The sequence below is a fragment of the Flavobacterium arundinis genome, assembly GCF_038289855.1.
GTDB lineage: Bacteria > Bacteroidota > Bacteroidia > Flavobacteriales > Flavobacteriaceae > Flavobacterium > Flavobacterium arundinis.
This window is the reverse complement of the sequence record NZ_JBBYHR010000006.1, coordinates 91,565-109,190: the sequence shown is the minus strand read 5'-3', so window position 1 is coordinate 109,190 and position 17,626 is coordinate 91,565. Positions and strand designations below refer to the sequence as shown.

Annotated in this window: 13 protein-coding genes; 7 read left to right on the top strand and 6 right to left on the bottom strand. The window is 44.1% G+C overall.

The annotated features are described in order from the left end of the window. Positions 1-13: 13 nt before the first annotated feature. The 5 genes from AAEO56_RS11930 to AAEO56_RS11910 form a co-directional block, all read right to left on the bottom strand. Complete coding sequence (locus AAEO56_RS11930; RefSeq protein WP_341697291.1) at positions 14-523, bottom strand: hypothetical protein; 510 nt, start codon at positions 521-523, stop codon at positions 14-16. Between the two features lie 156 nt (positions 524-679). Next, complete coding sequence (locus AAEO56_RS11925) at positions 680-1,672, bottom strand: 2-hydroxyacid dehydrogenase (protein WP_341697290.1); 993 nt, start codon at positions 1,670-1,672, stop codon at positions 680-682. A gap of 209 nt (positions 1,673-1,881) precedes the next feature. Next, on the bottom strand, positions 1,882-2,427 hold the full coding sequence (locus AAEO56_RS11920) for a hypothetical protein (protein ID WP_341697289.1): 546 nt from the start codon (positions 2,425-2,427) through the stop codon (positions 1,882-1,884). Positions 2,428-2,668: 241 nt separating this feature from the next. Further along, on the bottom strand, positions 2,669-3,247 hold the full coding sequence (locus AAEO56_RS11915) for an outer membrane beta-barrel protein (RefSeq protein ID WP_341697288.1): 579 nt from the start codon (positions 3,245-3,247) through the stop codon (positions 2,669-2,671). A gap of 107 nt (positions 3,248-3,354) precedes the next feature. Beyond that, entirely contained in the window at positions 3,355-4,023 is a 669-nt protein-coding gene (locus tag AAEO56_RS11910) for a BON domain-containing protein (RefSeq protein ID WP_341697287.1), read from the bottom strand. 267 nt (positions 4,024-4,290) lie between these two features. On the opposite strand from AAEO56_RS11910, the gene AAEO56_RS11905 reads away from it, so the two are divergent. From AAEO56_RS11905 to AAEO56_RS11895, 3 genes are read left to right on the top strand one after another with little or no spacing between them, the layout of a single operon-like run. After that, on the top strand, positions 4,291-5,478 hold the full coding sequence (locus tag AAEO56_RS11905; RefSeq protein ID WP_341697286.1) for a PAS domain-containing sensor histidine kinase: 1,188 nt from the start codon (positions 4,291-4,293) through the stop codon (positions 5,476-5,478). Continuing rightward, on the top strand, positions 5,475-6,521 hold the full coding sequence (locus AAEO56_RS11900; protein ID WP_341697285.1) for a response regulator: 1,047 nt from the start codon (positions 5,475-5,477) through the stop codon (positions 6,519-6,521). Before AAEO56_RS11905 ends, AAEO56_RS11900 begins: the two co-directional genes overlap by 4 nt. A gap of 45 nt (positions 6,522-6,566) precedes the next feature. Then, positions 6,567-6,755: a hypothetical protein gene (locus AAEO56_RS11895; protein WP_341697284.1), complete on the top strand. Its 189-nt coding sequence runs from the start codon at positions 6,567-6,569 to the stop codon at positions 6,753-6,755. Positions 6,756-6,911: 156 nt separating this feature from the next. Here AAEO56_RS11895 and AAEO56_RS11890 read toward each other — a convergent pair whose 3' ends face one another. Further along, positions 6,912-8,114 (bottom strand): T9SS type A sorting domain-containing protein, encoded by a 1,203-nt coding sequence (locus AAEO56_RS11890; protein ID WP_341697283.1) that lies wholly within the window; start codon positions 8,112-8,114, stop codon positions 6,912-6,914. Positions 8,115-8,594: 480 nt separating this feature from the next. Between AAEO56_RS11890 and AAEO56_RS11885 the strand changes: the two genes are divergently transcribed. The 4 genes from AAEO56_RS11885 (at position 8,595) to AAEO56_RS11870 (ending at position 17,615) form a co-directional block, all read left to right on the top strand. Further along, positions 8,595-11,348 carry a substrate-binding domain-containing protein gene (locus AAEO56_RS11885; protein WP_341697282.1) on the top strand — a complete coding sequence of 918 codons (2,754 nt, stop codon included), beginning with the start codon at positions 8,595-8,597 and terminating at the stop codon, positions 11,346-11,348. 233 nt (positions 11,349-11,581) lie between these two features. Beyond that, positions 11,582-12,937, top strand: a complete 1,356-nt coding sequence (locus tag AAEO56_RS11880) for a sugar porter family MFS transporter (protein WP_341697281.1) — start codon at positions 11,582-11,584, stop codon at positions 12,935-12,937. Beyond that, entirely contained in the window at positions 12,903-14,477 is a 1,575-nt protein-coding gene (locus tag AAEO56_RS11875; protein WP_341697280.1) for a glycoside hydrolase family 32 protein, read from the top strand. The genes AAEO56_RS11880 and AAEO56_RS11875 overlap by 35 nt, the downstream gene beginning before the upstream one ends. Before the next feature lie 36 nt (positions 14,478-14,513). Then, positions 14,514-17,615 (top strand): SusC/RagA family TonB-linked outer membrane protein, encoded by a 3,102-nt coding sequence (locus AAEO56_RS11870; protein WP_341697279.1) that lies wholly within the window; start codon positions 14,514-14,516, stop codon positions 17,613-17,615. Positions 17,616-17,626: the final 11 nt, after the last annotated feature.

Sequence of the window (17,626 nt, the reverse complement as noted above, 5' to 3'; positions counted from 1 at the left end):
TACAGGTCTCGGCTTACTGGCCTTTAAACCCCATCTCATTGATGTTTTCATTGACACGCTCCCATTTCGGGGTATCCAGTGCCGATGTATCAATATCAGTAGTCCAGTCTACGAAAGGTACGATTTTTAAGCGGTTTACGACACGTTTTTTATATCCAAATGAAAACCGGTCACCACGAATCTGGTATTCTATTGTCCGGCGGGGGTTATGCGGGTCCCTGTAAGCAACCGTCTGGGTCTTCCAGTCGCCTCCCCAGGTCAGGAAGGATTTTAAAAAGCAGAGAACGCCCACCATCAAAAAGATAACCGTTATGGATTTATTGGTCTTTAACTTTCCGAAAAAATGCCCTGCGATCACGATGAACGAAGCTGCCGCTATAAACAGCAGTGTGAAGTGGACAATAGAATTATTGATGTAAAGGCTGGTGTACCGGTTTAGCAATACCAACGTGGCTGTTATTGTAAAAAACACATATATGATGGTATGTGTCATTGGTATTTTCCGGATGCTCATAGTTTTCATTTCCTGATGTTTTTTACTTTCCTGAAGAAGGATTATGTGCCAGATTGTGACGAGGCACCGTTTTTTCCAAAACAGTCACCAGGTTGTCCATATTGATCTTTTCCATAATCAGGCATTTTATAGGGTTAAATATGTATTTAATTAATTACCAATTCTTCATAGCAACACCTCGTTCGGCAGTGGCTCGCTGTTTTCGAAAGCAGTAAAATTTCCTATAGTTATCTTCGCAATCTGCTCCAGTGCTTCGATGGTAAAGAAAGCCTGGTGCGGCGTTATGAGGACATTGTTAAAGGACATAAGCCTTTCTATAGTATCGTCCTGAACCACGCTTTCGGAAAGGTCTTTGAAAAACAGGCTTTCCTCACCCTCGTAAACATCCATGCCCAGGTAACCCAACTGCTTTTTCTTTAGGGCCTCAATAGCATCGGTAGTATTCAGCAGCGCACCCCTGCTGGTATTAATGAGCATAGCTCCTGCCTTCATCCTCGAGAATGCGCCGGCATCAAAGAGATGTCGGCTCCCTGCGTTCAGGGGGCAGTGTATGGATATTATATCGGAGTTTTGAAGCAGGTAGTCCAGGCTTTCATATACTATTCCTTTGTTTTTCATCTCTTCAGATTCCTTTATATCATAGGCAATTACCCTGCAGCCAAAACCAAGCATTATACTACAGAAAGCCCTGCCGATCTTTCCGGTTCCCACGACACCTACTGTTTTTCCAAAGAGGTTGAAGCCAAGCAGGCCGTGAAGCGAAAAGTTGTTTTCCCGTACCCTGTTGTAGGCCTTATGGGTTTTCCGGTCAAGGGTTAGTATAAGGGCTACTGCATGTTCCGCAATGGCCTGCGGCGAATAAGCGGGAACCCTTACCACAGTAATATTATGCTGCGCCGCAGCCTCGATATCAACATTGTCAAAACCGGCGCTCCGAAGGGCAATTAACCTGACACCGGCCGCTGATAATTGCGTGATGGTTGCTTTGTCTATCCTGTCGCCCAGTTGTATACATATTGCTTCGAAGCCTGTTGCATTGACGGCAGTATCAATATTAAGGGGAATTTCAAAATAAGTGAGCTCGTGGCCGGTAGCGGCATTGGCCTTATCCATGTACTCCCGCTCATAATACTTGGTGCTAAATATGGCTGTTTTCATTGTAGTTTTTTAGAAAGTCTTTGAATTGTTGGTTAGTAAACTGTTATTAAATTCAGGGTGATAGTCTCCAAAATAGCGTTATCAGGTAAGGCTATTATGTTGGCGTGGGAATGGTCCATCCATACTGCTGCTTTCTTATGTGTTGTCATAATAGTTATTTACAGGGATCGTATACCTGTTAATTTGCCCGATAGCGCAGCATTTTAAGTTTACTGAAACGGAGAGTGTTCCCCGCCGCTCAGTATAATTTTTCTGTTGTCCTCCCTCAGGTAATGCCTTGCTATCCGGAAGGGTGGCTTATCTATCGGTTGCCTTAATCGGTCCTGCATGCCCTGAACTACAAGCATGAATTTTCCTGTTTTAATGAGTGTTTCGTGCTTCCGGGCTTCATGTAAAGGAACCCCGAGGCTCTGCAGGGCTGCGCATACAACACCCTCAGCGCCTGCGGTTGGTTTAGCTTCCAGTACCCGCACGATCGCATTGGCAAAGGGGCCGATGATGAGTAACGGGCCCAAGCCGGGTAACACGAGCAAGGCAGATCCGGTCAATGTGTCAAAAGAGCGTCCGTAATTCCCCAATTTTTTCACGCGGGCACCGGCTTCATAGTACCCGATGGGAGTACTGCAGTTCTTAAAATGTGTCATCACCATGGATATCAATTTCATATCAGCCCCGTTTTCCTGCAGCTCACCTACTACATGCTCCGCCTGTTGGTGTGTATCATAAAGAAATGCTGTCGATTTTTCATTTTTCATAGCTTTGGTTATTAGGATTAATATGTATTAACGTAGAAGCAGGTGTGGCTTCACCTGCGTTTCCTGCCTGTTATCGTATACGCTTTTGCTACCGGTAATTATCGAACCTTATGCGTCATCTCATTTCAAGCAACAGCCCTATCCATTTTCAACGTATCTGTGACATCGTCTTCACAGATTTTTTCATGGTTTCCCGTAGCCCCATACCATATATAGGCAAGGTTTGCTTCGAGCTGTATTATTATTTGAAATCATTTTCAACTTTTTTTACGGTGCTTTTTCCCGGAAGGTATATCTGGAAGCCAAAGGACAGGTTCAGGTTACTTTGGTAAGGGGTGCTTCCCAGCCCAACAAGCCCATTATACTTGAAAAGTACCTCCAGTCCAATATTAGGATTAATAAAGTAGGCAAAGCCCGGCCCTGCACTCAGGTTCACTCCGTTAGTATTATCTGTGCCGCTTACGTTCACGCCACCGAAGCCTGCTGTAACCTCTGCAAAGAAACGGCTGTGGCTGACCACTTCACCTTCAGGGCCTGTGTAGTAGCGCCCGAGAGCACCAATTCCATAACTTGTTGAGGTACTTGTATGCTTTGCAGCTTCAAGCCCGAATTGCGCATAGCCACCCAGGGCAATATTGTCTTTAATAAACCAGGCAACTTTTGGGGTAATATCCACACTGAATATTTTTGGGTCATTAAGTCCCAGGTTTACGTTGGCAATGTTACCACCAACTAATAAATTGCCTTTCTGAATTTGGGAAGAAGCGCTGAAGCTGATCATTGTTACTGCAATAAGCAAGGGTAGGATAGTGTTTTTCATTATATGATATTTATGTTATTATTAATGCAAATCTCGGACATTAGGGCTGGCGGCAAAATGACGGGCAACGGCAGAAAAAATGATACACGTTACTTAAATCGCGCTTATCAGTCAAATTCACGGCCGAATCTTACCTCAAGGCGGTTATCGACTTCTGCAACTCCCGGCGCATTCCAGACAATTTTTGCCACCTCTTCTTTTTCGTACCACGAATCAATTTTGCCCAAGAGGATGACGGTATTCCCCTCCGTCTCAATATGTATTCCTTCAGCGTTAACTAATCCACTCTTCAGGAGCGCTGCCATGATGTCCTTTATGCTAATCTGGTGATCACGGTTAGGGCAGATTGCAATATTGTTGATAACGCCCCTTACGCCAATCATGTTGATAATTGTTTTTTTTGCGGTTTCTTTTTGTTGCTTCCATGCCACTTCACCGGACAGTGTGACCCACCCCGATTCGACTTTTACCTGTATTTTTTCTGCTGCGATTTCCGTATTCCACAGGAAAGCATTGATGACCTTTTTGGCAATCTCATTATCGTTATTGCTGCCGGGGGCGCTATTGCTTATCTCTATATTTTCTACAACTGCCCGCACTCCCAAAACTTTTTTGACCGCTTCCTCTGCCTGGGCCTTTTTGGCGGGGCAGCTCACAGTTCCTGAAAGCGTTATTACGCCGTCCTTCGCGGTCACACCAATTTCGGAGGTATGCAGGAGCGGTTCCCATTGCAGCGCCTGCTGAATCCTTCTTTGCAAACTTTCATTAGCTGCCATAATAGTTCGTATTTGATTTGTCACGTAAAGTTGATACATATATAGTTATCTGCAAATGACCATGCGCATAGCCAAAGGTGATATGGAACATCTTTATCAATAATTAGTGTTTCAACTTGCCGGAGAGTAAACTTGGGCTGCTAATGCCAAAAATCTACAATAAGATGTTGGTAATGTGTAAAATAAATATTTAAATGGCATGCATTTAACACAGTTCAATTTTATTAGCGCGACATTTGGTAAAGTAACCTTACCTACCTATTCCTTATGGAAAATGCCGCCCTGCTTCAGGCCCTGATACAAAATGCAATTGACGGCATCATAACGATAGACGAAGGGGGAATCATTGAGACTATCAATCCTTCGGCGTGCCGGTTATTCGGCTATCAGGAAGCCGAAGTGGTAGGCAGCAATATTTCAATGCTGATGCCTTCCCCGCACCAGCAAAAGCACGATGGCTATCTTAGGAAATACAAGGAGACGGGTGCGGCGAATATCATAGGCATCGGCCGTGAGCTTATGGGACTGCGAAAGGATGGCCGGCTGTTCCCCATGCAGCTGGGAGTGAGCAAGGTAGTGTATTCCGGAAGGATTATATATGCAGGCTTTGTCCATGACCTGAGCCAGCAGAAAGAATCTGAAGAGCGGCTCCAGCTTTATGCATCGCACCTTGAAGAATTGGTGGAGGAACGTACCCGCTCCCTTAATGATACTATAAAGGCGCTCCAGCGGGCAAAGGAAAAGGTTAGCCAGTCACTCCAAAAGGAAAAAGACCTTGGCAGGCTTAAAAACAGGTTCCTTTCGATGGCTTCCCATGAGTTCAGGACACCCCTGAGCACCGTGCAGCTCTCGGCATCACTTATCGACAGGTATGCGGAACCCTATCAGGACGACAATATCATAAAGCATGTAGGAAAGATCAAAAGCGGCGTTGCCAACCTTACAACGATTCTAAATGATTTTTTATATGTAGAGCAACTGGAAGAACAAAAAGTAAAGGTGAATCTAAAATTATTTGATATCAAAAGGCTGGGTACTGAGATATCAGAAGAAATGCAATTACTCGCCAAGCCTGACCAGGAAATATTTTTTAGGCATTCCGGAGAAGTTACCATGGTGCTGCTTGATCAGCACCTGATCAAAAGCTGCATTATCAACCTTATTACTAATGCTATAAAATATTCCGGCGAAAATACAGCGATCAATTTTCATACAGAAATCAGTGAAAACCTTTGCACGATAGCTGTCAGGGACAATGGGATAGGTATTCCCGCCGATGACCAGAAGCACTTGTTTACTGCGTTTTTCAGGGCGCATAATACGGGAAGTATACCCGGCACCGGCCTGGGACTGAATATCGTTTCCCGGTATGTCGCGCTCATGAATGGCAGGGCAGAATGCATCAGCACTATTGAAAACGGAACATTATTTACGCTAACATTTCCAATACTATGACAAAAGTACTTATAATTGAAGATAACAACGATATAAGGGAAAATCTTGTTGATATCCTTTGCCTCGCAGGGTATGAGGTCTCCCAGGCAAATAATGGCAGGGCAGGGGTGGAAATTGCCAATACAATTATACCGGACATTATATTATGCGATATCATGATGCCGGAACTGGATGGTTATGGCGTGCTGTTCTTATTGCATAAGAATGAGCTGACAAGCAGGATACCCTTTATATTCATAACAGCGAAGTCTGACAGGACCGATTTTCGCAAGGGGATGGAAATGGGGGCAGATGATTACCTGACAAAGCCATTTGACGATATGGAGCTGCTCAATGCAATAGATATCAGGCTGAAACGCAAGCACGATGAGCAGGATTTTTACAGCCATTCGCTTGACAAGTTGGGCAAGCTTGTCCCTAATGGCAAAGGCCTCAATGAACTGGCTGCAATTATTGCTGAACGCAAAAGCAGGATGTTCAGAAAAAACCAGGTCGTACATTATGAAGGTGATAGGGCTATTGGCATTTATCTCATACTATCTGGAAAAGTCAAAACTGTAAAAATGAGCGAAGATGGAAGGGAACTCATGACGGGTATCTATGAACCGGATGATTTTCTGGGTGTAAACATGATCCTTTCTGATGCGCCCCATACCGACACCGCCACAGCAATGGAGGACAGCCAATTATGTTTTTTCCCGATAGAACAGTTTGAAGCGCTCCTGCAAAACCCGGAAATCGCCGGCAAGTTTATCGGTATCCTGTCCAGCGAAGTGCGCGACAGGGATGCCCACCTGCTGCAACTGGCCTATCAATCTGTACGGAAAAGGATTGCCGAAGCCATCCTGCGCTTGTTTCGACAAAATAATAGTGACGGTGAAACCATTGCCATAAGCAGGGATAACCTGGCAGCAATGTCCGGCACCGCCTCTGAGACAGTAAGCCGTACGCTCACGGAATTCAGGAATGAGGGGCTTATCGACAAGAAGGGAAGCAGTCTTACCATCCTGGATTTTTCCAGCCTTGTAAAAATGAGGAATTAGCAGTTGTAATACCTGTTTTATCAAGCGTTTAGTAACAAATAGAAAATGAGCGTATTTAAACTATACCGGCTGGGGGTCATTATGGGACCTGAGCCGGGAAATAAGATGGAAGAAGAAGGGGGTACTGAATCCCGCCATAACCTGCGGGCCCGAAGGCAAACTGTACTTGTTTACACGGTAGTGGCCAAAGGCAGCAGCACGCACAAAACCGCCGCTCAGAGTTCATCATCGTGAAGAAATAGAGGCATAGGAATAGTGCAATATTGTGGACTGTGATTATTGCTTTCGCAAGCTAAAAAGACATTTGATAATTATGCAAAAAAAATACCCTTCTCCTGCATAGGGGGTAGGGTATTTTTTTAGGTTTAACGAAACAGTAAATTATAATAATCAGTTTTTTATAAACTTGACTGTGTGGATGTTTTTTTCAGTTGATATCTGTACAAAATAAATACCGGCGGATAAGGCTGAAATATCCAATGCGGCACTTGTGGCATTGACCGGGAAACTGGCTGTTAGTTTACCCGTAACGTCTAAAATATTTATGTTGGATACATGTTCATTTGCGTTGCTTACGTTAACTATTTGCTGTGCCGGATTAGGGAATATAACAATACCATTGGCATTAAATTCTGTGCTACCTGCAGTTTGGGAATTTTCAAAATTGTACACTTTGCTTACATGGTCAAACGTAATGTTGTAAGTTCCTGCCTGTACAGGTATATCTACCCCGCCCTGATCAAATATCCCTACGCCCGATGGCCAGTCGGTACCGCCCCAGTTATTGGGCCATTCGTCATTTTCACGAAACTTTAGCCCGCCTGTGGCTAGTGTATAATTGTTTAGGGTATAGGTAATACCATCAGCAGTCTGCATATCAATATCCGGGCCATCCCAGCCTGCGGGCGTGGCGCTGCCTATCATACCAATGCTTATAAACACCTGTTCAAAATTATACTCAAGTGTAGTGCGGTTAAACGTGATGTTATAACTGCCGGCCTGTGCCTGAATATCAACACCGTCCTGATTAAAGATACCGCTGCCCGATGGCCATGTAGCGCCGCCCCAGTTATTAGGCCAGTCATTATCCTGGCGAAATTTAAGGCCTCCGGTATCCAGTGTAAAGTTGTTGCGTGTGTATGTGATTCCGTCGGTCGTAGAAAGAAGTATATCGCCATTGGCGCTGCCCCAGTCTACCGTTGTGGCGTTCCCGCGGATGCCTATTACCGGGAACTTATACACAAAACTGTATTCTTTCGTAGTAAGGTTAAACGTAATATCGTATACACCCACAACGACAGGCACGTCCATGCCGCCCTGGTCCTGAACACCTGTGCCGGTTGGCCACGCCGTATTTCCCCAGTTTAGCGGCCAGCTGTTATCCTGTCGAAATTTCAACCCGCCCGTGTAAAGGCTAATGTTGTTAAGGGTGTATGTAACGCCATCAGTAGTAGCCATGGCGATATCCGGCTGGTTGCCGCTCCATCCCAGCGGGGTAGCCGCCCCTAAAATACCCACACTGGGAAATTGAGCGAACATCATTGTTGTACCTGCTGTAAAAAGCAGAAAAATAAGTAGTAGTTTTTTCATCATTGTAAAGATTTTATTAGTTAAGTGATACGGATCTTTTATGCACTGGTGAAACGTTGTAGTTGAACATCTGTAGTGCAAATTTGAAAATCGCTTACTAAAGTATCAGTTAAAAGTTGCGTACATTTTTAATTATGTTACAATTAAATATCATACACCTCATCATATGCTAGTATTAATATAAGGTGTTAATTTTTAATGTTTTACTTATAAAATTAAAATTTACGAAAACGAAATAGTATTGATTATGTTACTGACCCTTATAAAAATGATACTTGTGTTTTGAATATTAAGGAATTAAATAACGTTTAAATTATCAATCCTTTATCTTTTTACTTAATTAGCAGACAATGAATTTTGACATACATATTATTTTAGCTTAACTTGCACCTTACACCAATATATAATAAGTGGCAAATTCCCTTACAATTTGTGCAGTCCAGACCCGCCACAGGAACCATCTTTTTATAGCGTAATAACCGAATGAGAACTACTTATTTTCTGTCCCGTATAAAATACCTTCTTATAGCAGCGTTTGCATTGCTGTCGCTGTTTTCCTGTACCAAACCGAACGATGGCACAACAGTAAAAATTGGCTTTTCGCAGGGAATGAATACCGATGACTGGAGGCGCCAGCTAAATAAGAGCATGGTGATTGAGGCATCGCTGCACCCGGAAGTACAGTTGGAAATTAAGGATGCCAATAACGATGTGCAGCAGCAGATAAAGGATATTGAAAAGTTCATCGACCTCGGTACAGATGTTATAATCGTATCGCCCATTGAAGCAAAGCCGCTTACCGCTATTGTAGAAAAATCGGTAAAAAAGGGCATTCCGGTAATTATGGTAGACCGCAAAATAAACAGCGAAGAATATACTGCCTATATAGGTGCTGATAATATAGAGGTAGGGCGCATTGCCGCAAAATATATTGTTTCTAACAGCAATGGCAATGGTAGGATAATAGAAATAACTGGGCTTAAAACATCGTCACCGGCTTATGAGCGCGGATTGGGTTTTTCTCAAATAATAGACCAGCATCCTCAAATGAAACTCGTAAGCGTTATAAACGGTGACTGGGAAAGCAAATCGATTAAGCCACAGCTCAAAAAGTTATTACAAAACGACCCGAACATTGAATACATTTTTGCGCAGAATGACCGCATGGCACTGGGTGCGTGGGAAACTGCACAGGAACTCGGCCTGGAGAATAAGATAAAGTTTGTAGGGGTAGATGCCCTTAATACTCCAAATGGTGGTATAGAGCTGGTTAAGAAAGGAATTTTGCAGGCTTCCATACTTTACCCTACAGGGGGTAACGAAGCGCTTAGGCTTGCCCTGAAAATTTATAACAAGGAACCCATTACTAAAAATAACCTTCTTAATACGATCGTTATAGATAAAATAAATGCAGAGATCATTAAGAGCCAGTTGGATAAGGTAGACCAGCAGCAAACGGTTATAAAACAGCAGCTTGAGAACATAAGTGAACAGGAGCGGGAATATGCATCGCAGCATAGCCTGGTGCGGCTGCTTACTTTGTTTTTGATGATAATACTCAGCCTTGCCGTATACAGCATTTACAGCACTATTTCCATTTCGCGCAAAAAACGGCAGTTGGAGCAGATCAACAGCACCGTTACCGACCAAAAAAATGAGATAGAAGTAATGGCGGCTGCAGCACAACGCAGCAATGATGCAAAGCTAAGTTTTTTTACAGGGTTGTCGCACGAGTTTAAAACACCTATAACGCTGATATTAAGCTATGCTGAATCGCTTATAGAAAACGACAAGATAAAGGGTACCCGCATTATGGATGAGCTAAAACTTATATACAGCAATTCCCACCGCCTGCTGCGCCTGATAAACCAATTGCTCGATTTCAGGAAGATAGAAGAGCGTAAATTTACCTTAAGGGCCTCTAAAACCAACATCTACTCGTTTACCAGCCAGGTGATGGCCAACTTTAAAGGCGAGGCAGCCCGGAGGAATATCGACTTCCGCCTTATTGCTGACCACAAGGATACAGAAGTTTATATAGATAACAGTCTCATGGATAAGGTGTATTTTAACCTGCTGTCTAACGCTTTTAAATTTACGCCGGATAATGGTAAGATAACCATTACTATTAAAGATGGAGTAGATAACACCCTGAAGATCGTGGTTAAAGACAGCGGTATAGGAATTCCTGAAAAAGAGATGAATATGGTGTTTGATCCTTTTTTCCGCGCATCGAATAACAATAAGAACAGCAGCGGCATCGGGCTTAACCTTTCTAAAGAATTTATAGCGCTTCATAAAGGCACTATAGAAGTACGGTCCAGGCAGGGTACTGAATTTGTAATTACAATTTATAAGGGCAGGGAACACCTGTTGCAGGCAGAAATAAATAGCGCCACAATTACAGAATACAACACATCGTTACTTCAGGACGATCTTGAATTTGAACACCTGCCGGAAATTAACGTCTTAGCTCCCGGCCTGGAGAAATATACATTGCTGGTAATAGAAGACCATCCTGACCTGGTGAACTTTTTGAGCAGCAAGCTTTCGGCAGAATATGATGTGCATACTTCAGACGGCAGCAACGCTGTAACCCTGGCTTTAGAGCTGGTGCCGGATATAATTATTTGTGACATTAACCTTGTAGGGACAGATGGCTTCGAGATTAGCAGAATCTTAAAAAAGGACCTGCGCACTTCTCATATACCTATCATTATACTTAGTGCCCAAAGCAATAAAGAGTCGGTTATACAGGGGATGCAGGCCGGCGTAGACCAATACCTGGCAAAACCGTTCAGCCTGTCCGTTTTGCGTCAGTCGCTCAGCAGCCTGCTTTTTAACAGGGAAAAACTGCGCTATTATTATACGAACAATATTTATCGTGTAGAGCCGGAATCAAAATTCGGTACTTTAGAACAGGATTTTATTTCGCGCATGAATACCCATATCATGGAAAATATGGACAATCCAAAGTTCTCTGTAGAAGAACTGGCCGATAAACTCCATGTATCACGCGTACAATTGTACCGTAAAGTAAAGGCTATATTGGGTATGAGCATAAGCGATCATATTAATAACATCCGCCTGGAGAAAGCCGCTACAATGCTGCGTGAGGCCGATATGAATATTAGCGAGATAGCTTATTCCCTGGGCTTCTCATCGCCAAATTATTTTTCTACCGCCTTTAAGAATAAATTTGGTGTTTCTCCTAAAGAATATAAAATAAAAGGGTAAAATGATACCAGGATAAACGTAATGCCATGTATCAAAAATATACATTTGGTAACAAAAAATGTATATTAGCAATATAATTATATCGTTTTCGTAAAATTAAATTACTGATTTACAGTGTTTTGTTGAGTTTTGATATATGTTATCTCACGGTTGTTACAAAATTGTAGCATTTTCAAAATTACAAATGCAGCGATACCTGATAATTTAGCAGCAGATCAATTAATATCGCTGCAATGAATAAAATACTTATCTGGTCTGTTACCGCCGCGCTGGCAGGCTTTCTTTTTGGTTTTGATACCGTAGTAATATCGGGTGCCGATAAACAGCTACAGCAACTTTGGCACTCATCCGATGCCTTCCATGGCTCTGTAGTTATGGGCATGGCGCTATGGGGAACCGTTGTTGGTGCCATCTTTGGAGGCATACCTACAAATAAAATAGGCCGTAAAAACACACTGTTATGGATAGGCGCCTTCTTTCTTGTTTCAGCCATTGGTTCGGCACTGGCAAATGATCCTTTCACGTTCGCTGCGTTCAGGTTCTTAGGAGGCCTTGGCGTGGGTGCTTCCACTATTGCCGCACCCGCTTATGTATCGGAAATAGCCCCTGCTGCAAAACGGGGCCGCCTTGTAGCCTTGTATCAATTCAATATCGTACTGGGTATACTGGTAGCTTTTGTATCAAATTATTTCCTTAAAGATGTTGGCGAAAATGCATGGCGATGGATGCTGGGCATACAGGCTGTACCGGCAGTTATTTATATATCGCTCATGTTTACCGTGCCTAAAAGCCCAAGATGGTTATTATCAAAGTTCAGGAACGAGGAAGCGCGAAAGGTACTTGCTATTGTAGACCCCTCTGCCAATATCGAATCTATGATGCTTGAAATTCAGCAGGCCGGGGATAAAAGCCATGAAAACATATTTATGAAAAAATACCGTTTCCCCCTGATACTGGCTTTCCTTATCGCTTTTTTTAACCAGTTCTCCGGCATCAACGCTTTTTTATACTACGCTCCAAGGATATTCCAGGAAGCTGGCCTCGGAGAGAATACTGCCCTTTTGAGCAGTATAGGTATAGGAGTTGCCAATTTGCTGTTTACATTGCTTGGTGTAGCTCTTATTGATAAACTTGGACGTAAATTACTTATGTACATAGGCTCTGTTGGATACATCATTTCATTAGGGCTGGTATCCGCTGCATTTTACTTCAACTGGGGGGGCGTGTCTGTGCCCGCATTTCTTTTTCTCTTTATCGCATCACACGCCATTGGGCAGGGAGCTGTTATCTGGGTATTTATATCAGAGATTTTCCCAAACCATATACGTGCATCGGGCCAGGCCTTTGGCAGTTCGGTACACTGGGTGCTGGCAGCCATTATCCCTTCCCTGATACCGATACTGTTTAGTACTATTGGCCCTGAGGTTGTATTCCTGATATTTACCATTATGATGGTTTTCCAACTCGCGTTTGTTGCCTTTTTAATGCCCGAGACAAAGGGCAGGTCTCTTGAAGAATTAAGTGAAGAACTAACGAATAATGTAACACCACAAAATGATACTAAAAAAACTTCTACCATTAGCATTTAGCAGCGCCCTGCTTTTATCGGCTAACTTCTCCAGTGCACAGGATACAAAAAGTACTGAGGAGCAAATGTACAGGCCCAATTTTCACTTTACGCCAAAGAATAACTGGATGAATGACCCTAATGGGCTTTTTTATGCCGACGGTGTTTACCATCTGTATTTCCAGTATTGGCCCTATGGCAACAAGTGGGGACCTATGCACTGGGGGCATGCTACCAGTAAGGATTTGGTAAAATGGGAAGAACAGCCTATAGCGCTTTACCCTGACAGGTTCGGTTATATTTTTTCGGGCAGCGCGGTACTCGATGTAAACAATACCAGTGGCTTTGGAAACGGGAAAAATGCCCCTGTTGTAGCAATATTTACCTACCACGACCCGGTTAAGGAAAAGGCAGGCGCAATTGATGTAGAGTCGCAGGGACTCGCTTACTCGCTGGACAACGGGTATAACTGGACAAAATATGACGTGGGTAATCCTGTGGTCAAAAATCCGGGGATACGCGATTTTCGTGATCCCAAAGTTACCTGGGACAGCATACACAACCAATGGATAATGGTACTTGCAGCTCAGGACAGGTCACAGTTATATGTTTCTAAAAACCTAAAAGACTGGAATTACCTGTCAGACTTTGGCAAAAATATAGGAGCGCACGGTGGGGTGTGGGAATGTCCTGATTTCTTTCCGATGAAAGTAGAAGGTACAGGCGAAACAAAATGGGTACTGATACAAAGCCTTAATCCCGGTGGGGCAAACGGCGGAAGCGGTACACAATATTTCGTAGGCGATTTTGATGGTAAGACCTTTACACTGGATAAGGCTTTTGCGGAAAGGGTTGCGAAAGAAAAGGCCGTATGGCTGGATCATGGCAAGGATAATTATGCGGGGGTTACCTGGGGCAATGCTCCGGTAAAAGATGGCCGCCGGATGATGATAGGGTGGATGAGCAACTGGGAATATGCAGAGGTGGTACCTACTAACGGATGGCGCAGCAGCAATACGATCCCGCGGGAACTGAAACTCGTAAAAAAGGATGGTAAATATGCCCTTTTAACAAGCCCGTCCGAAGCGTTTAAAAATTATATTGAAAAGACGGACCGTCAAAAAAAGATCGTAGTGAAAGGTACAGCAGTGCTTTCGCAGAAAGGCACGACCGATCTCACAAGGGCCGACATTACTTTCAGCGTGAAGGACCTAAAGCAGGATGTGTACACGTTTACGTTTAGTAATGACGCCGGCGAAACGCTGAGCTTTGGTATAGATAATAAAGCACACAACCTTTTTATCGACCGTCAAAAATCAGGCAGCGCACCTGCATTCCAGAAGTTTACGGCAACGCCGTCTAAGGCAGCATTAAGCGGATCCCAGAAAGCAGTTACGTTCCGCATCCTGATGGATAAAACAAGCATCGAAATTTTTTATAACGATGGCGAAACGGTAATGACAGAAATATTTTTTGCCGGCGCGCCTTTCAACACACTTTCGGCAGCGGCATCATCTGTATTTGAAATTAATGATCTTACAATTAACCAGTTGAAATTTTAATAAACACGATTAACCATAACCAAACAAAGATTAATTATGAAATGTAAAATTATTCTCTTTTTATGCCTCCTGTTCCCGGTTTTGGCTGCTACCGCGCAGGGAATAGAGGTAAAGGGAACGGTAGTGTCTTCAGAAGACAATATGCCGCTCCCGGGGGCTTCGGTACTGGTAGAGGGTACTACTATCAGTGCTTCTACCGACCTTGATGGTAACTTTTTGCTTACCAATGTTAGCCCTGGTACAAACCTTGTGGTAACCTATATCGGCTTTAAACCGCAAACGATTGCAGCGCAGGAAACAGTGAATATTTTATTGGTTCCTGACAACAAAGAACTGGAAACCGTAGTGGTTACCGGCTACTCATCGCAAAAGAAAGCTGATATTACCGGCGCCGTTGCGGTGGTGGATATGGATGAAGCCAACAAGCAGAAACAGCCCAACGCGCTACAGTCGCTGCAAGGCCGTATACCGGGAGTACGTGTAACTACAGATGGTTCACCGTCAGGTTCTAATACGGGGATCGTGATCCGTGGCGTGGGTACGCTTAACAATACCGCACCATTATTGGTTATAGACGGGGTGCCTACAAAATCTGGCATGCACGAGCTGAACCCTAATGATATAGAAACGATACAGGTACTTAAGGATGCGGCTTCGGCCAGTATTTACGGCTCGCGCTCCTCTAACGGGGTTATAATCATAACCACCAAAAAAGGGAAGAACGGCCGCATGCGTATCACCTTCGATCATTATACCGCATTTTCAGGCTATGCACGCAGGCTGAAAGTCTTAAATGCGGAACAGTACGGACAGGCGCTTTGGCAGGCCAATGTGAACGATGGGATAGATCCCAATAACAATAACCTGAGTTATCAGTTTGACTGGAGCGCCGTAAACGGCAGGCCTACGCTAAATAAGGTTTTGGTGCCGGAATACCTGGACGCGGCGCATACGCTAAAATCGGCCAATACCGACTGGTATGACGAGATAGCCCGTACAGGTGTAGCCCAAAATTATGATTTTTCAGTATCTAACGGGACTGATAAGGGCAGCTACCTGTTCTCGCTTTCCTATTATAATAATGAGGGTATTGTAAAGACAACCGAGTTTAAGCGTGTTACCGCACGCATGAACAGTTCTTACAAATACTTTGACGGAAAGCTTACAGTGGGTGAGAACTTTACATTTGCCCGCACTAATGAAGTGACCGATCCCGGAGTGCTCGATCCGGCATTGCGTGCGCTGCCTATAATACCGGTACATACCGCAGATGGTAATGGTTGGGGCGGCCCGGTAGGAGGAATGAACGACAGGCAAAATCCTGTGCGCCTGCTGGAATACAATAAGGACAACGGTTATAAATACCTTCGCCTTTTCGGAAATGCGTATGCAGATCTTGAAATAATAAAGAACCTGCATGTAAAAACAAGTTTCGGTATAGATTACGGCTATTATAATAAGCGTTCGCTTCAAAGAAGCTATACTTCAGGCTACCTGCATAACGACCAGACATCAGTTACGATAGACCAGAGCGTAAGCGACAAATGGACGTGGACAAATACCGCCCTGTACAACTTTGACCTCGGTAAAAGCCACGTTAACCTGCTTGCGGGTACCGAAATGTACCAGGACAGTTTTGATAATACTACACTTCGTAAAAATGACTTTATTGTAGAAACGCCCGATTATATGTACCCTGATGCAGGTACCGGCGAATCGTTTACCAGCGGTACCTCTACGCAATATAAGCTTCTTTCTTATTTTGGCAAAGCCGAATATGATTATGACGGAATCTATCTTGTTTCGGGAACTATCCGCCGCGACGGGTCGTCACGCTTTGGGAAGAACAACCAGTTTGGTACGTTCCCTGCGGTATCTGCCGGATGGCGCATCAGCCAGGAAAGTTTTATCAAAGACAAGGAGAACTCTGTCATTTCTGACCTGAAGCTACGTGCCAGCTGGGGACAAACGGGCAACCAGGAGATAAGCAACACCGCAGTATATTCGCTGTTCCTGGCTAATTATGCCGGTGGTAGCCCTACCTGGGCAACGTCTTACGGAACAGCATATGATATAAACGGCAATAATAATGGCCTGTTGCCTTCAGGGTTTATTGCCACCCAAACCGGTAACGACAACCTGAAATGGGAAACGACTACGCAAACCAATATCGGTCTTGATTTTGGTTTCTTCGACCAGAAACTGAGCGGTTCGGCAGACTATTATATAAAGAAGACGGAAGATATATTAGTACAGCCACCTTACCTTGGCGCCATAGGCGAAGGCGGTAACCAGTGGGTAAACGGCGCGAGTATGGAAAACAAAGGCTGGGAAGCGGCCCTTACGTACCATAATGAGACGGCAGGCGGCTTTAAATATGAAGTGTCGGCAAACATTTCGGCTAATCAAAACAAGATAACCAAACTGCCGAAAGCGGTACAAAACAGCTATGGCGGCAATGGTCTTGACGATAATATTTTAGGCAGGCCGATAAATTCTATGTATGGCTATGTGGCCGATGGGCTTTTCCGTAGTCAGGAAGAGGTAGATAATTCGGCCGACCAGCCGGGCAAAGGCCTGGGACGCATACGCTATAGAGACCTTAACGGTGATGGCACTATCAATAATAACGACCGCACCTGGATAGGCAACCCTAACCCCGGCTTCCAATACGGTATTAATATTGCGCTGAGCTATAAGAATTTCGACTTTACAACCTTTTGGGATGGAATAGGCGACGTGGATGTGATTAACAGTACCAAGTACCAGACCGATTTTTGGAGCGTGGATGATGTGGGGTCTAACAAAGGCACACGCCTGCTTAACGCCTGGAGCGTAGATAACCCTAACTCAAATATACCTGCGCTTACTACCGTAGACCGCAATGCCGAGAGCCGTTTTAGCACGTATTATGTGGAGAAAGGCAGCTACCTGAAGCTGCGCGTGCTACAGCTGGGCTATACTCTGCCAAAATCGCTTAGCGAAAAATTCAGCATTGAAAATTTCAGGATCTATGTGAGTGGCCAAAACCTGCTTATCATTGACAGCAAAAAATTTACGGGTGTAGACCCTGAAAGCCCGGCCTTTGGTTACCCGCTACCGGTAACCTTCACGGTAGGCCTTAATGTATCATTATAACCAAACAAGAA